The following is a 14427-nucleotide window of genomic DNA, read 5'->3' on the forward strand; positions in this document are numbered from 1 at the left end:
CCTTGCCCCCGCTCCCCTGCCGGCACCGCCGCTTCCGCCGGTCCTTGGCGTCACGCACGCCTCCTCTGATCAGGTTCTGGAGTTCTCTCGGCGCTTGCCGATACCGCTTCAGCGCTGGCCGACATTGGCAGCGTCGTCCGCTTCGCCATAGTTCATCGCGGCCCTGCGAATCCGCTCCGCGAAGCTGACGGCCGTGCGAGCCTCGAGCTTGATGTCTTCGAAGGCGAACTGGACCGCCATCGGATAGGCCGCCGACGCGGCCGCGCAGGTGACGCTGAAGTCACCGCCTTCAAGGTCGAAGACCCCGCCGGCGTTCAGTATCTTGGCGGCCGCCTTGAGATTGTCCTCGGCGATGAAGTTGACTTCCTTGCTGTGATCTTGCAACTTCTGCACGTCGACGGACTTATCGCCCATGGTGTTTTCCCTCGGATCCGGCGCCTTCGGGCCCTAAGACGACGTCACTCTACGGGGGTACCCGTCACGCTATCCACCGGATCACTACAACTCGAGTCAAACGGGAAAATATCGAGGTCAGGCGCACTCGTGGACGTACGAGAACCGCTTTCATGTTGATCACACGAAAGCCGGCGGTCGATCAGCCTCTCACCAGAGCGAAGGCCAGCGGGGAGGCGAGAACCAGGGTCCGCAGCGGCTCGGACAGCCGGTACTCGATCTTGAGCGTGTACTCGGCCTTCGTCGCCCGGACGTAGGTGAGCCGGGCGATCCGCGCACCGTTCGCGTCGGTGTATTCGGCATCGGTCGGGACCCACGCGGTACCGCCCCTGTGCCCCTGCTGCTTCTGCTCCCAGCAGATGCCGCAGAGCCGCCGGCCGGAGGCGTCTCGAAGCAGGTGATACTCCCTCGGCATGGCACGGCCGACCCCGATGAGGCGCAACACGCTCCCGAACGGCGATCCGGAGGCCACCCGGCGCACCTCCGCCCCGGTCGCGTCCTGGTCGCTCTCAAGCGTGCCGATCAGCGTGCCGTTCGGGTCCAGGATCTCAAGGGGCCGCCCGGTATCGCTGACCACCGAGAAGGCCGGCGTCCCGTCCAGCCCGGCCGCCTGGATCACCACGCGGCCCGGGGGCGGCGGCGACACGGCCTCGGCGATGGCCCCGCGAACCCCTCGGGGGCGCGGCGGGCCCTCCGTCCGGACGACCCTGCCGACAACCTGGTCGTTCGCGTCCTTTATTTCGTATTCCGGCTGATCAGAAACTTGCTTGATCAGTACGATCGGGAGATCGAACACGGGACCTCGCCTCGGCCGCGATGGGTGGAAACGGCGGAAACGTTACCGGACCCGGCTCCCGCTCGCGCCGGAGTGGTCGACCTTCCTGCCCACCGTCTCCTGATCGGCACCGCATCCAACGCCGTGATCGCGAAATGGGCGGTCAGACGAAGAATCTGGCGATGAGGATGATGATGGCTATGACGCCTACAATTGGGCCGAATATTTTTAGTAGGCGGTCTATTTGGTCTCGTTGGATGCCCACGCCCAGTGGTGTGCGTACAGGGGGTCTGTACTGGTCCATGAAGTTCCGTTGGAACTCGTCGTAGGCGGAGTGGAGGCCGGCGTAGCCGGGGTAGAGCTCCGGTGTTGTTTCGGAGGCTTGGCGTTCTCCGAAGGGGAGGTGGAATTCGTAGACCACCGCCAGGTAGGAGCAGATGATGATGGGACGCCAGACTCCGGTGACCCGGTTGTCGAGGTGGAGGACTCCGTCACGTCGCTGCGCGAGCACGGTGCCGTCGGTGGCGACCCAGCGAATGGTGCGGGCGTCCAGTCCATTGGGCAGAGTGGGGCGGCTCAGGTCGGGCGGCTGCTCGTAGACCAGGTCGCCCAGGGGCTGGTTGTTCGCGTCGAGCAGGCGGGCGGCGGGCGTCAGGGTGAAGCCCTGTTCTGTGGTGCCCAGTGTCCGCCCGCCGCCTTGGAACGCCGAGTGGCTGTCGAATTCCACCCTGGCCAGAACCCTGCCGTCGGTGGCGACGAACGCCGTCTGCGGTGCGACGGGGCTGAGGTTCAGATGCTCGGCACGGTCGAAGTACAGGAGCGTCGTGCCGTCGGGTGCGTTGACGGCCAGCGTGAGGCGGGGTGTCTGGACGCGGTCGGCGCTGAGGAAACTGCCCCTCGGTGCGCGGACCCGTGCCACCTCGGCGAGCTGGGCCAGGACGATTCCGGAGTCGCCGTCCTGGATCTCGTACAGGTTCGACGTGTTCAGGCGCAGTGAGGGCGCGGTGAACAGACCGGTGGTCATTACTTGTCCCAGGGAGGCGTATCGTCCTTCTGCTTGTTGAAGGACCCCTCCCGGTTGAAGGCGGGGCTGTTCACGTTGTACTTGTCGGAGTAGTCGCCCTTGCCGTCCCAGTTGCCTTCGTATTCGGCCTTGCTGCCCGAGGGGGTGTGACCGCCGCCGGCTTTGAAACCGCCGCCGACGTTCTCGTTCTCGTCCCAGGTGACCTTGCCGCCCGCGGTGCCGTTGACGGTGCCGCTGGGGTCCGTGTACTTGTGGTTGACGCCGACCTCGCCGCCGGCCCAGCCCTGTTCGTTCTTCTTGATGTTGCCGGCGAGCTCGGTCTCACCCGCGGGGGTGTTGACCTTGACGCCGCCGCCGTAGGTCCACGTCTCGTTGATGTTGCGGTCGGCGTCCAGGTCGACCTCGCTGATCGGGGAGCCCTTGCTGCCCGCGGACTTCCCGCCCGGCAGGCCGCCGCTGATCGTGCTGCCGTCGGACCGGTTGATCCAGGACAGACCGGCGTTGGCGGCGTTCTGCACCAGGTTGGCCGCCGCCCCGGCGGACCCGTTCACCAGCGCTTCCTTGAACGCCCCACCGGCGCCCTCGTTGCCGTGGCCCGCCTGGTAGGCGGTGGTGAGCCCGGCGCCGCCGAACATCGCCATGCCGGCCATCGAGCCGGCGGCGGCGAGGATGCCGGTGGCGACGTGGGTGATGGTCAGGCCCGTGCCGGCCGCGGCGACGATGGCGCCGTACGAAGGGGCGCCGACGATGCTCGCCAGCGCGGCCACGGCCAGGACGAGGAGGACGTCGATGTAGACGGCCATCCCGATGGCGAAGATCGCGTAGGCGAGCAGCGCGTAGGCCAGGACGGTGAGGGCGATCGAGACCGCCATGCAGTAGTTGTGCAGGGCGTCGACCTGGAGGCAGAACTCCTCGGCCTTGCTCTCGTAGCCCTTGCGGTCGTCCATGTTCCAGGCCTGGTCGGGAATGCCCTGCACCAGGCTCCGCAGGTCGTTCGCCGACTGCTCGAGTTCCTGGGCGGCCTTGCCCCATTGGGCCGCCGCCTTCTCGAGATTCTGCGGCTTGCCCTTGGACAGCCGGAACTCGAACGAGATCATGAGCGCGGGCGGCAGGATGACCGCGGCGCTGACCATGGGAATCGCGATGTCCATCAGGGTTTCGGCGACGGCGGTGGCCGAACCGCCCGTCAGTGCGGCTACCGCCGCACCACCCGCCGCGGCGCCGCCGGCGCCGACGGCCTTGCCCCGTCCCTGACTTCCTACGGTCGACGAGTTGCCGCCGCCCGTGCCCGTTCCGCCGCCTCCGGTACCGCCGCCGCCCGTACCGCCGCCGCCCGTACCGCCGCCGCCCGTACCGCCGCCGCCCGTACCACCGCCGCCCGTACCACCGCTGCCGGTGCCGCCGCCGCCCGTGCCGCCGCCGGTTCCACCGCCGTTGCCCGGGCCGCCGCCGTTCTGTGGTGCCATGCTGCCTGCTCCTCGTTGCGTCGTTCTGCTCGTGGGTTCAGGCCAGCGTGTTGGACTGTTCGGCCTTGGCGTAGTTCTTCGCGGACGCGTCGATCTTCTTCGCGAAGCCCTGGGCGGTGTCGATCAGCAATTTGATGTCCTCGAAACCGAACTGCACCGCGATGGGATAGGCGGTGGAGGCGGCCGTGCAGGTGATGCTGAAATCGCCGCCTTCGAGGTTGTAGGTGCCGTCGCTGTTGAGCGCGTTTCCGGCAGTCGTCAGCCGCGGGACGACGCGGTCGGTGATGTCCTTGCCGTGCAGGGCGATCCGTTGGGGGTCGGCGGACTTATTGGGAGCCAACTCTGCCTCTCCAATCGGGGCTGCGTCGCGGTCGTCTGATCAGGCTCCGGACATACTAGGGCACACAGGTCAGGCCCTCGTGTCTCTCGGACGAATAGTGAACAGATGGCTGCCCTTGCCGCCATACCGCCTGCATCCGGCGGTTCGGAAGGGCGTGCTGGAAAGGTCTACTTGTCCCACGGCGGGGTCTCGTCGCCGTACTTGGTGGTGCCCCCGGGGGTGTCCACGGTGCCGGACGTGTGCGTGCCGCCCTTGCCGTCGTAGTCGACCGTCCCGGAGCCCTTGACGACGTCGCCGCCGTTGTACTGGGCGCTGCCGGTGCCGGTGACCTTGCCCTCGCCGGTCTCGAAGTCGTGCTCGCCCTCGATGCCCACCTTGCCGCCGACGTTCGGGATCGGGATCTCCGGGCTGCCCTGCCCGGCCGAGGGCACGCCGCCCGGGGTGGTGTAGCTGACGTTCGCGCCGTACTTGACGCTGCCGTCCTTGCCCTGCCCGATGCCGTCCTCGTCGGTGTACTCGACACTGCCGTCGGCGCCCACGCCGACCGGGGTCTTGACGCCGCCGGACAGGTCACCGCCGGCGAAGCCGTGGTCGCCGTACTTGACATGGCCGCCACCGGTGATCTCGGTTCCGCCGGGGGTCTTGACGGTCGCGCCGCCGCCGACGTTCCAGGTGTGGTTGGCGTTGCGGTCGGCGTCCAGGTCGACGTTGGAGACCGGCAGGCCCTTGCCGCCCGGACGCGACCCGGCGAAGGCGAGACCGCCGTTGATCGCGTTCTGGCCGAGGTTGGCGAGGGCGGCGGCGGAGCCGGTGGCCTGCGCGGTCATGAAGTCGGAGAGGGCCTGGTCGTTCCCGTTGAACGCCTCGGCGACCGCGGCGAGCATCGAGCCGCCCTGGAACACCATCGCCGCGATCTGCGCGGCGGCCGCGAGGACGCCGGTGGCGACGAGCGTGACGGTCAGGCAGGTCGCGGCGATGGCCTCGCAGGTCGCGGTGATCCCGGCGGTGATGATCCCGGCCAGGGCCGCGGCGGCGACGGCCGCGAGCGCGGCGAGGAACGTGCCCATCGCGACCGCGAAGATCGCGTAGATCATCAGCGCCCACGCGAACGAGATCAGCGCGATGCTGACGGCCTGGCAGTAGGTCTGCAGGATGTCGAGCTGGGTGACGAACTCCTGCACCTTCTGCTCGTAGGCCGGACGGTCCTTGGCCGTCCAGTCCGCGGCCGAAATGGCGGACACGCGCTGCTGGAGGACCGTCTTGGTCTGCTCGATGGCCTGGGCGGCCTCGTCCCACGCCTGGCTCGCCTTCTCCAGGTTGGCGGGGTTGCCCTTGCTCAGCTTGAACTGGAACCCGATCATGAAGGCCGGGGGGAGGATGAACTGCGCGATGCCGACCTCGACGTCGGCCGTGCCCATCAGGGCGTCATAGGAATTGAAAGCGGTCATTGCGGCGGGGCCCCCTTGTGCGTCCTCTTGCGTCAGACCTGCTTGATCTTGCTGGCCGTCTCGGCGCCGCCGTAGTTCTTCGCCGTGGTCGCCAGGTTCTGCGCGAACCCGTCGAGCATCTCGAGGTGGGTGTTCAGGTCCTCGTAGACGAACTGCAGGCCCATCGGATAGGCCATGGACGCCAGGGTCCCCGTGACGCTGAAGTCGCCGCCCTCGATCGTCCCCTTGTCGTTGAGGGTGCTGCGCGCCTTGTCAAGGGCGGGACGGACCTCGCTCTTGATCTCCTTGCCGTGCTGATCGATCCGCGCCGGATTGATCGAGACTTCCCCCACGCCCGTCGCCCTTCCTCGTTCCGCCACGCGGATCCTCGCTTGTGGACCGTCCGGTCACAGCAGAGCGTATCGCCATTGATACCGCGTGATAGGACATCATGCGCAGTCGTATCCCGTCTACCGTCCAATGATCGGACGGCCCAATCCCGGACGCCGAGTGAACGCGGCATACCGCCCCTTCCGTCCTCTACAGTCGTGAATAGCGAAAGGAGCTCCCCGATGAGATGGACGGCGGTCGCCGTGGTGGCCGGATGTCTGGCACCCTTCTACGCCGCGCCGGCCGCGCACGCGGCGCCGCCCGCCGCCCTGACGGCACCGCGGGCTCTCGGCGCACCGCTGGCGCCACGGGCACCGGGCGCGCCGCTGGCGCCGCAGAACTGCCAGCCGTCCACGGGGAGCATGACCGCGAAGCAGCTCGTCGAGAACGGGCAGCCGTGGGCACAGCAGATCCTCAACTTCGGCGCCGCGCACGAGCGGGCCACCGGCCGCGGTGTCAAGGTCGCGGTGGTCGACAGCGGAGTGACGCCGGCGAATCCGCAGCTCGCCGGGCAGCTTGTCAAGGGCGAGGACGTCACCAGGACAGGCGCCGCGGACTGCATCGGGCACGGCACCTGGGTGGCCGGGATCATCGCCGCCAAGCAGGGCGTCACCCCGTTCACCGGCGTCGCCCCGGACGCGAAGATCATCCCGATCAAGTTCGCGGGCCAGGCGCAGAACGTCGACAGCGGGCTCGCCGCCAAGGGCATCGACGCCGCGGTGCGCCTCGGCGCCGACGTCATCAACGTGTCGACCCAGTCGCTGGGCGACGACCCGCGGCTGCGCAAGTCCGTCGAGAACGCGCTCGCCAGGGGCATCGTCGTCGTGGCGGCGGCCGGGAACATCGACCCGAAGAACGGCAAGCCCGCGGGCCAGATGTATCCGAGCGCCTATCCGGGCGTGATCTCGGTGGGCGCCGTCGGCCAGGACGGCCAGGTCACCACGTTCTCCAACCCGGCGACGCGCGTCGACGTCATCGCGCCCGGCAAGGACATCGTGACGACGTCGCCGGACGGCCACTACGCGGTCGCGGAGCAGGGCACGAGCTTCGCAACCCCGTTCGTCGCCGGCCTCGCCGCGCTGATCCTGGAGGCCCACCCGAACATCGGTGCGGCGGAGGTCAAGAAGCGGATCGAGGGGACGGCCGAGGGCAACAAGGGGGCCGGCAGCGGGTACGGCATGATCAACCCGGTCGAGGCCATCACCGCGGTGAACGTGCAGGGCCCGGGGCCGCAGGGCGCGGCCGGTCCGCCCGTGCGGATCGCCATGGCCGACCGGCCCGACCCCACCACCCGCAAGGTCGCTCTCGGCATCGCGGGCGGGGCCCTGGGCGCCGCCGTGCTGGTCGCGGCCGGGGGGATGCTGATCCCGGCCGGTCGGCGGCGCGGGTGGCGGCCCGGCTACGTCCAGTCGTCCGGACGCACCCCGGACGAGTCGGAGGCGTGACCCGGGCGGGCCTTCAGCGGCCTGGCCGGGACGAGCCCTTCAGCGGCGGCGCAGCGCGACATGGCAGACCTTTCCGTCGCGCCGGAAACGTGGCGGGGTATTACCATCGGGCGGATGCACTCGTACGCACCGGTTCCTCCGCCTCCCGCGGAGCCCCCTGGGGAACGGCGGCAGCGCCGCTGGGTGGTGCCCTTGTGCGTCCTGGGCGCGGTGGCCGTCCTCGCCCCGGTGCTGTGGGTGACGGGCGGTTTCGAGGAGACGCCCAAGCAGCCGTCCGTACCGGCCGGGAAGGCGCTGGACCTCGGGCTGTTCACCGTCACCGTCCGGGACGCGCGGGTCGGGCTGGAGACCGGCGCCTTCGGAGGCAAGAAGGAGCGCTTCCTCATCGTGCGGATGAGGGTGGTCAACAGGGGCAAGGAGACCAAGTCGCTCGACAGGGGCGGGCTGGCGGACGGCGTCGCGGCCCTGACGAAGGACGGCAAATGGGTGAAGCCCGAGCAGGTCGAGGGTGTCGCCGGCGGATCGGAGACCGGTGTGGCGCAGCCGGAACTGCCGGTCGAGGTGTCCGCGATGTGGAAGCTGGGCCCGGTGGACGCGCCACGGAAGCTGACCGTGGGCCTGCGCAAGTGGACCTACGACCACGGGTTCACCGACAGCACCTTCAACTGGATGATCGACCGTGAGGACGACACGCTCGTCGGCCGCCTCACGCTCCCCGTCGCGGAGTTGAGCACGAGCCCGGCGCCACAGCGGACGCCTGCGGGACGCCCGGCGAAACGGACGCCCAAGCCCACGGTGAGCCCCCGGTGAACCTGCAGAAGGTGCTCCTGAAGGGCGGCGCGGGAATCGGCGGGACGGCGCTGCTCGCCGGCGCGATGTGGATGCACTCGCTGAAACCCCACGTCCGGGCTGCGGAGCTGGATCCGATCCGGGGCGGCGGCACGGTCGGCGAGGAGGTCCGCAACCGCGACTTCAGCGTGCGGGTGGAGAAGGTGGAGGCGGCGAGGTCGCTGGCGCCCGGCCTCAGCTTCGGAAATCCGCCCGCCGTCGGCACGGACGGGATCTACCTCGTCGTCCGGGTCATGGCGACGAGCCACCGCGAGCCCCTGGAGCTGAGGACGGCGGAGCTGGAGACGCCCGGCGGCTTCACGTTCAAGCAGGATCCGCGGCCGTCGTCGGTGTCCGGCGGGGCGCAGCCGACGTTCCAGCCGATGATCTGGGCGCCGGCCGCGTTCGTGTTCGAGCTGCCGAAGAAGCGCCTGGCAGGGGCCCATCTGGTCGTCGGGACGGGCGGGCTGCTGCCGCAGCTGTCCGCGGCCGCCGACATCGACCTCGGCCTCACCGGCGCGAAGGCGGACGAGCTGATCCGGAACGCTCCCGACCGCTACGACCTGAGGGCGGGTGTCTCATGACGACGGGCCCTCATGGCGGCGGGCGGCCCATGATGGCGGCGGTGACCAGGCCGCAGCCGATCGTCCAGGCCGGGCCCGAGGCCGAGGAGCGGCCGGAGCGGCTGCGTCCTCGCGACCGGCGCGTTCTTCAGGCGCTCGCGCTCCTGTGCGCCGTCCCGGCCGTCCTCGTCCTGCACTGGGTGGACGCGACGAACGGCATCGAGAAGAACCTGAAGCCGCCGGAGAAGGTCACCAGCGTCCGGCCGGGGCAGATCGGCGAGCTGATCGGCGCGCAGTGGAAGGTCGTCGGACGCCGGCAGGCCCCGCCCCTGGCGCGAGACGACGCGAACGACGTGGTCGACCTGCGGGTCGCGGTCGCCGTCCGTCCGAGGGACGCCGCGGGCGCGAAGTCGGTCGCGTCCTACGGGATCGTCTACCGGCTCGTCGACGACGAAGGCCGGGAATGGTCGGCGTTGGCGATACCGGAAGGAACCCCGAGGGCGGGGGTCGCGATGCGCGTCATCGTCAAGGGGACGGTGCCCCGTACCAAGGCGGACTCGCTGGAACTGGTGATCCAGGCGCCGAAGACGTCACGGAAGGCCGGGGACCCACTGCCTTCGCTGCGGTTCGAACACTGACCCTCGTCATGACGAGGTTGAACGCGGCCGCCAGCAGGCAGACCCGCAGGATCTCGAAGACGGCCGACGTCGCGTACCCGACGAACGGCAGCACCTGGATCCACCACGTCACCTCGTGCGGCCCGATCAGCTCGTAGACGAACCGGCGGGACGCCTCCGCCGCCACGTCCAGGCCCGCGAACAGCAGGCAGAACGTCGCGAACGGCATCATCCCGGACCGGCGGACGAGCCGCAGCCCGTACCAGGCGGGCAGCCACATCTCCCGGAAGCCGCGGGTGAGGATCTCGCGGGGGCTGTTCACCCGGCCGACGCCGCCCGCCCTGGCCAGCCGGCGCGCCGCCCGGCTCCGGCCGAGCACGACCTGCTCGTCGCCGGCGTCCAGGCCGAGGATCACCCCGGCGATCACCAGCCAGATCAGCGCGCCGAGCACCGCGTCCTTGAACGGCGGCCACAGGTCGAGGACGGGACCGGCGACGTCGGTCACCCACGTCCACGCCTCCCGCCCGCTGAACCACTCGACGCCCTTGCCGCGCAGATGGTCGATGGTGAAGATGCCGAACAGCGCGAAGTTGACCTCAAGGAAGGCGACGAGGGCGCCGATGGCGCGGGGCAGCCGCTCCTCCAGCCGCCACTCCGCGGCCACCTTCAGCACGAACAGCCCGGCGGTGAGGCCGATCGCGAGGCCGACGTGCTTCTCCAGCGACAGCAGCATGTCGAGGGCCTCGATCTGCCCCTGGATGCCGCCCTCCTGGAAGCCGCGGCTCGCGGCCTGGTCGGCGAACTCGCGGGCGTCCTCGCCCTGCAGGCCCCACGCCAGGTAGAAGATGACGAACGGGAGCGCGGCGCGGCCCATCGCGCCGATGACCGACTCCTCGTTCCCGACCGCCCATGGCGTCAGGTCGCCGTCCGACTCCCGGGCGTGCACCACGTCCAGGCCCTCCCGGACGCTGTGCACCATCAGCACCGCGACCGCGAGGGTGATGACCACCAGCAGGCCGATGGTGGCGATCGGCGCGATCGTCGCCGCCGTCCCCTTCATCCCGCCGAGCCGGTATCCGCCGTACATGGCGCCGTAGCGCAGCAGCTCGCCGACCGTGAACCACAGGGTGAGCGGCAGGACGAACCGTCCCGCGAGCTTCAGGGTGGCCCACGGGAGTATCAGCGGCGACCGCGCGGACAGTCCGAGCATCGCGCTGATCGTAGAGGATCTCCGGGGCCCTCGTGCCGCGCGGGCCTCCGGGGACGGTGAAAACGACGGACCCCGCCGTCCCGGATGGGCGGGACGACGGGGTCCGGCGCGTGCTCGGCGCCGTTTCAGCGCACGGCGCTCGGATCGGGCGACCTGATCAGATCGCGACCTCGAGGCCGGCGACCTCACCGATCTTGGCCGTCACGGCGTTGTCGACGCTGACGCCGCCGGCGGCCAGGACGCGCACCGTCCAGTCGCCGTCGGCGGCGAAGAACCGGAACACGCCCTCGTCGCCGGTGACGACCTCGGCGGTGAACTCGCCGGTGGAGTCGAGCAGGCGGGCGTAGGCGCTGGACACCGGGGTGCCGTCACGGGTGACCTTGCCCTGGATGACGGCCTCGTGGGTCAGGTCGACGGTCGCGGGAAGGTGCGCCGTCTGTTCGGGGGCTGCGCAGCCCTGGGTGGTGGTCATTGCTCCTCCGTCTCCGTGCACACTGCCGATTTACTTGGGGGCGCCCAGTTCGATCGGGACGCCGACGAGCGAGCCGTACTCCGTCCACGAACCGTCGTAGTTCTTCACGTCCTGCAGGCCCAGCAGCTCGCGGAGCGCGAACCACGTGTGCGAGGAGCGCTCGCCGATCCGGCAGTACGCGATGGTGGCGTTGTTCAGGTCGACGCCGGCCTCGGTGTAGAGCTCGCGGAGCTCGTCGTCGGAGCGGAACGTGCCGTCGTCGTTGGCCGCCTTCGACCACGGGATGCTGCGCGCGGTCGGGACGTGCCCGGCCCGCTGCGACTGCTCCTGCGGCAGGTGGGCGGGGGCGAGCAGCTTGCCGCTGAACTCGTCCGGGGACCGGACGTCGATCAGGTTCTTGCTGCCGATGGCGTCCACGACCTCGTCGCGGAACGCGCGGATCGACAGGTCCTGCTCCTTGGCCGTGTAGTCGGTCTTCGGACGGGACGGGACGTCGGTGACGAGTTCGCGGGAGTCCAGCTCCCACTTCTTGCGGCCGCCGTCGAGCAGCTTGACCTTGTCGTGCCCGTACAGCTTGAAGTACCAGTACGCGTACGCGGCGAACCAGTTGTTGTTGCCGCCGTACAGGATGACCAGGTCGTCGTTCGCGATGCCCTTCGCGGACAGCAGCTGCTCGAACCCGGTCTTGTCGACGAAGTCGCGGCGGACCGGGTCCTGCAGCTCGGTCTTCCAGTCGATCTTCACGGCGCCACGGATGTGGCCCTTGTCGTAGGCGGACACGTCCTCGTCGACCTCGACGAGAACGAGACCGGGGTCGTCCAGGTGGGACTCAACCCAGTCGGTGTCCACCAGGACGTCTGAGCGGCTCATGCGGGAACCTCCCTCTCGGAGCGGACTTTCGCGGTGATACGTCGGATGAGCAGATACATCTCGCACCCGAGGCAGAACCCGAACGCCGCGTTCAGGAACGCCGCCGCCAGCGCGAGGGCGGTGGCACCGATGCCGAGCCAAGTGATCCCCGCCGCGTATCCGACCGTCCCGACCAGGGCGAACGCCAGGCCGACACCCTGCGCGAAGCGGGGCGGGGCGGCGTCCTCCAGTTCTCTGGGCGGAGCGAGCCGGGGGCGGATGAGCGCTTTGAACAGCAGTCCGTACGGGGCGTACCGGAGGCCGAGGAAGGTCGCGACGGCGAACACGACGGCCTGAGCGGCGAGCAGTGCCCAGCTTCCGGTCACCAGCACCACGACGAGAACCGCTGTCGTGACCGAAGCGCCGAAGCGCGGCCCACGCGGATCAACCTGCATCGGGGTGCTCCTGGCGGAGTGGAAGCGTGCGTACGAGCTGGAAGTGGAAGTGCTCGGGGGCGGACGGGCTCGATGCCTCAGGCCATGCGACAGAGCGAGGCGGCCAGGCGGCAGAAGTCGACCGCCCGACGCTTCGTGAGCATCTGCTCTGTCCAGTAACGCACGGACATGATGTTAAGCCGACAATCCACACGCTGTCACATCCATCTCGCCTTCCGAGACAGTGACATTCGTCTTAGCCCAGGTCATCCCGGTATGGCTCCGGGGCTTGGTCCTCCGAGCGGCCGGAAGAGCCGCCGTTTGGGGGGTCATGTGATGGCCTCGCCGAGGGCGGCTATGACGTCGGGTTTGCGAGGGGCCCCGGAGGCGCGGCGGACGACGCGTCCGGCGTCGTCCAGGACGAGGACGGTCGGGGTACGGATGACGTTCAGCCTGCGGACGAGGTCCAGATGGGCCTCGGCGTCGAGTTCGACGTGCGCGACGCCGTCGACCATGTCCGCGACCTCGCCCAGGACGCGGCGGGTGGCGCGGCAGGGCGCGCAGAACGCGCTGGAGAACTGCAGGAGCGTGGCCTTCTCGCCGAGTTCGGCGCCCAGGTCGTCAGGGCGGAGGGGCTCGTCCACCCGACCGTCCTCCAGGCTCCGCCGTTGCGCGCGCAGCACGCCGTCGCGGCGCCGCCACAGCAGGCCGAACAGCGTGGCGGCGGCGAGCACCGCGGCCGCGATCAATGCACCGGTCATCGACATGGACAACCCCGCGGCGCGGCGAGTTCTTCCACGGTCGTCCTCGGGGACGGGCGGTCAGGCGGGGATGGTGAGAAGGGGCTTGCCGTCCAGGCCGACGATCTCGAACGAGAACAGCTGCCCGCGCGGGAACATCGTCGAGCCCGTGTACTCACCGTAGCCCTTGTCGTACGGGACGTACCAGCTGCCGAGCGCGTCCCGCCGGCCGTCCCGCGCGATCACCAGCAGCCGGCAGTGCGACCCCTTCGGGACGCCCGCCAGATGCAGCTCGACCTCCGTGCCCCACTTCTTCTTCGTGAGCAGCACGTAGCCCTTGATGTTGGTCTTGGGGTTCGTCGCGGCGATGCGCTCCGCGCCGGGGGACGGCGACGCGGACGGGGACGGGGACGGAGGAGGCGACACGGTCTCGTCCGACCCGGACGAGAACACCAGCCCGCCGAACAGTGCGCCGATCACCAGGAGCAGGCACGCGGCGGCGGCCAGCGGCGCCCACCTGGCGACCCGCCGGGCCCGGCCCGGCCCGCCGCCCGCCCGCCTGCCCAGCGGCGCGAGGCGCCGGCCGCGTTGCTCGGCGGCGCGGGCGAGGAGGCCGTCCAGGAGTTCGGGCGGCGGTCCGGCCAGCTCGGCGAGCTGGGCCTCGTCGACCCGTCCGAGCATCGCGGGCAGGCCCGCCAGCCCGGCGAGCTCGTCCCGGCAGACGGGGCAGCCCGCCAGATGGGACTCCACCTGGGACCGCTCGGCGGGGTCGAGCGCACCGAGCACGTACACCCCGAGCGAGGTGCGAATGTCAACGCAGCCGTTCACGGCGCCAACCCCCGCTCCTCCAAGGCGAGTTTGAGCGCCCGCAAGGCGTAGTAGGTCCGGGACTTGACCGTGCCGGGCGGGATGCCCAGCGTCTTCGCCGCCTCCGCGACCGACCGGCCCTTGTAGTACGTCTCCACCAGGACGGCCCGGTGCGGCGGGCTCAGCCCGGCCAGCGCCTCAGCGACCGTCCAGGACTCCAGGGCCCGGTCGATGTCGTCCGAGCCGGACGCGGTCATCATGACATGCTCGTCGATGCCCGTCTCCGGCGGCCGTGCCTGCTTCGCGCGGTGAGCGTCCACCACGAGGTTGCGCGCGACCGTGAACAGCCACGGCCGGACGGGACGCCCCGCGAGCGCCTCAGGGTGCTTCCATGCGCGCAGGAGCGTCTCCTGGACGACGTCCTCGGCCTGGGTGCGATCCCCACCGGTCAGCCGCAGGACATAGCCGAGGAGGGGACCTCCGTGCTCGCTGTACAGGGCGCGCAGCAAACCCTCATCCGCGGTGGGACCCACATCCCTGTCACGTACGCGTCTGCGCACCGGTTCACCGGTGCCGCGTCATTTTCA

19 protein-coding genes are annotated in these 14427 nt (G+C 70.0%); 4 read left to right on the forward strand and 15 right to left on the reverse strand.

The genetic code is table 11. From position 1 onward, the window contains the following. Positions 1-108: 108 nt before the first annotated feature. The 7 genes from ETD83_RS19305 to ETD83_RS19335 form a co-directional block, all read right to left on the reverse strand. The gene (locus ETD83_RS19305) at positions 109-414 is read right to left on the reverse strand and encodes a hypothetical protein (protein WP_138646534.1); all 306 of its coding nucleotides are present in this window, start codon (positions 412-414) and stop codon (positions 109-111) included. A 181-nt stretch (positions 415-595) separates the two neighbouring features. Continuing rightward, positions 596-1099 (reverse strand): hypothetical protein, encoded by a 504-nt coding sequence (locus ETD83_RS19310; RefSeq protein ID WP_138646535.1) that lies wholly within the window; start codon positions 1097-1099, stop codon positions 596-598. A gap of 292 nt (positions 1100-1391) precedes the next feature. Beyond that, positions 1392-2252 (reverse strand): hypothetical protein, encoded by an 861-nt coding sequence (locus ETD83_RS19315; protein ID WP_138646536.1) that lies wholly within the window; start codon positions 2250-2252, stop codon positions 1392-1394. Beyond that, a complete protein-coding gene (locus ETD83_RS43765) occupies positions 2252-3718 on the reverse strand; it encodes a CBM20 domain-containing protein (RefSeq protein ID WP_205717766.1) in 1467 nt (488 codons plus the stop codon). Before ETD83_RS43765 ends, ETD83_RS19315 begins: the two co-directional genes overlap by 1 nt. Positions 3719-3755: 37 nt before the next feature. Next, entirely contained in the window at positions 3756-4058 is a 303-nt protein-coding gene (locus ETD83_RS19325; RefSeq protein WP_138646537.1) for a hypothetical protein, read from the reverse strand. A 167-nt stretch (positions 4059-4225) separates the two neighbouring features. Beyond that, positions 4226-5506, reverse strand: coding sequence for a hypothetical protein (locus ETD83_RS19330; RefSeq protein ID WP_138646538.1), 1281 nt, complete (start codon positions 5504-5506; stop codon positions 4226-4228). A gap of 32 nt (positions 5507-5538) precedes the next feature. Next, positions 5539-5838, reverse strand: a complete 300-nt coding sequence (locus ETD83_RS19335; RefSeq protein ID WP_138646539.1) for a hypothetical protein — start codon at positions 5836-5838, stop codon at positions 5539-5541. Positions 5839-6057: 219 nt separating this feature from the next. Here ETD83_RS19335 and ETD83_RS19340 point away from each other — a divergent pair, with 219 nt between their 5' ends. The 4 genes from ETD83_RS19340 to ETD83_RS19355 all read left to right on the forward strand — a co-directional run bounded on the left by ETD83_RS19340 (position 6058) and on the right by ETD83_RS19355 (position 9349). After that, the gene (locus tag ETD83_RS19340) at positions 6058-7320 is read left to right on the forward strand and encodes a S8 family serine peptidase (protein ID WP_138646540.1); all 1263 of its coding nucleotides are present in this window, start codon (positions 6058-6060) and stop codon (positions 7318-7320) included. Between the two features lie 114 nt (positions 7321-7434). Next, the gene (locus ETD83_RS19345; RefSeq protein WP_138646541.1) at positions 7435-8130 is read left to right on the forward strand and encodes a hypothetical protein; all 696 of its coding nucleotides are present in this window, start codon (positions 7435-7437) and stop codon (positions 8128-8130) included. Next, positions 8127-8732: a hypothetical protein gene (locus tag ETD83_RS19350; protein ID WP_138646542.1), complete on the forward strand. Its 606-nt coding sequence runs from the start codon at positions 8127-8129 to the stop codon at positions 8730-8732. The genes ETD83_RS19345 and ETD83_RS19350 overlap by 4 nt, the downstream gene beginning before the upstream one ends. A 41-nt stretch (positions 8733-8773) precedes the next feature. Continuing rightward, positions 8774-9349, forward strand: a complete 576-nt coding sequence (locus tag ETD83_RS19355) for a hypothetical protein (protein ID WP_138646543.1) — start codon at positions 8774-8776, stop codon at positions 9347-9349. Here the strand turns inward: ETD83_RS19355 and ETD83_RS19360 are convergent. From ETD83_RS19360 to ETD83_RS19390, 8 genes are all read right to left on the reverse strand, one after another. Beyond that, positions 9237-10538, reverse strand: a complete 1302-nt coding sequence (locus tag ETD83_RS19360) for a hypothetical protein (protein ID WP_138646544.1) — start codon at positions 10536-10538, stop codon at positions 9237-9239. The two genes, ETD83_RS19355 and ETD83_RS19360, sit on opposite strands and share 113 nt — an antisense overlap. A gap of 157 nt (positions 10539-10695) precedes the next feature. Next, complete coding sequence (locus tag ETD83_RS19365; RefSeq protein WP_138646545.1) at positions 10696-11010, reverse strand: DUF1416 domain-containing protein; 315 nt, start codon at positions 11008-11010, stop codon at positions 10696-10698. A gap of 30 nt (positions 11011-11040) precedes the next feature. Next, on the reverse strand, positions 11041-11880 hold the full coding sequence (locus ETD83_RS19370) for a sulfurtransferase (RefSeq protein WP_138646546.1): 840 nt from the start codon (positions 11878-11880) through the stop codon (positions 11041-11043). Further along, entirely contained in the window at positions 11877-12314 is a 438-nt protein-coding gene (locus tag ETD83_RS19375) for a DUF4395 domain-containing protein (RefSeq protein ID WP_138646547.1), read from the reverse strand. Before ETD83_RS19375 ends, ETD83_RS19370 begins: the two co-directional genes overlap by 4 nt. A 77-nt stretch (positions 12315-12391) precedes the next feature. Beyond that, the gene (locus ETD83_RS46030; RefSeq protein ID WP_407921501.1) at positions 12392-12484 is read right to left on the reverse strand and encodes an Ms5788A family Cys-rich leader peptide; all 93 of its coding nucleotides are present in this window, start codon (positions 12482-12484) and stop codon (positions 12392-12394) included. A gap of 138 nt (positions 12485-12622) precedes the next feature. Further along, positions 12623-13054, reverse strand: coding sequence for a thioredoxin family protein (locus ETD83_RS19380; RefSeq protein WP_138646548.1), 432 nt, complete (start codon positions 13052-13054; stop codon positions 12623-12625). A gap of 60 nt (positions 13055-13114) precedes the next feature. Further along, positions 13115-13861, reverse strand: a complete 747-nt coding sequence (locus ETD83_RS19385; protein ID WP_138646549.1) for an anti-sigma factor family protein — start codon at positions 13859-13861, stop codon at positions 13115-13117. Then, complete coding sequence (locus tag ETD83_RS19390; protein WP_456236749.1) at positions 13858-14349, reverse strand: sigma-70 family RNA polymerase sigma factor; 492 nt, start codon at positions 14347-14349, stop codon at positions 13858-13860. Before ETD83_RS19390 ends, ETD83_RS19385 begins: the two co-directional genes overlap by 4 nt. Between the last annotated feature and the right edge of the window lie 78 nt (positions 14350-14427).

The organism is Actinomadura soli, assembly GCF_005889715.1.
In the GTDB taxonomy this organism is placed as follows: Bacteria; Actinomycetota; Actinomycetes; order Streptosporangiales; family Streptosporangiaceae; genus Spirillospora; species Spirillospora soli.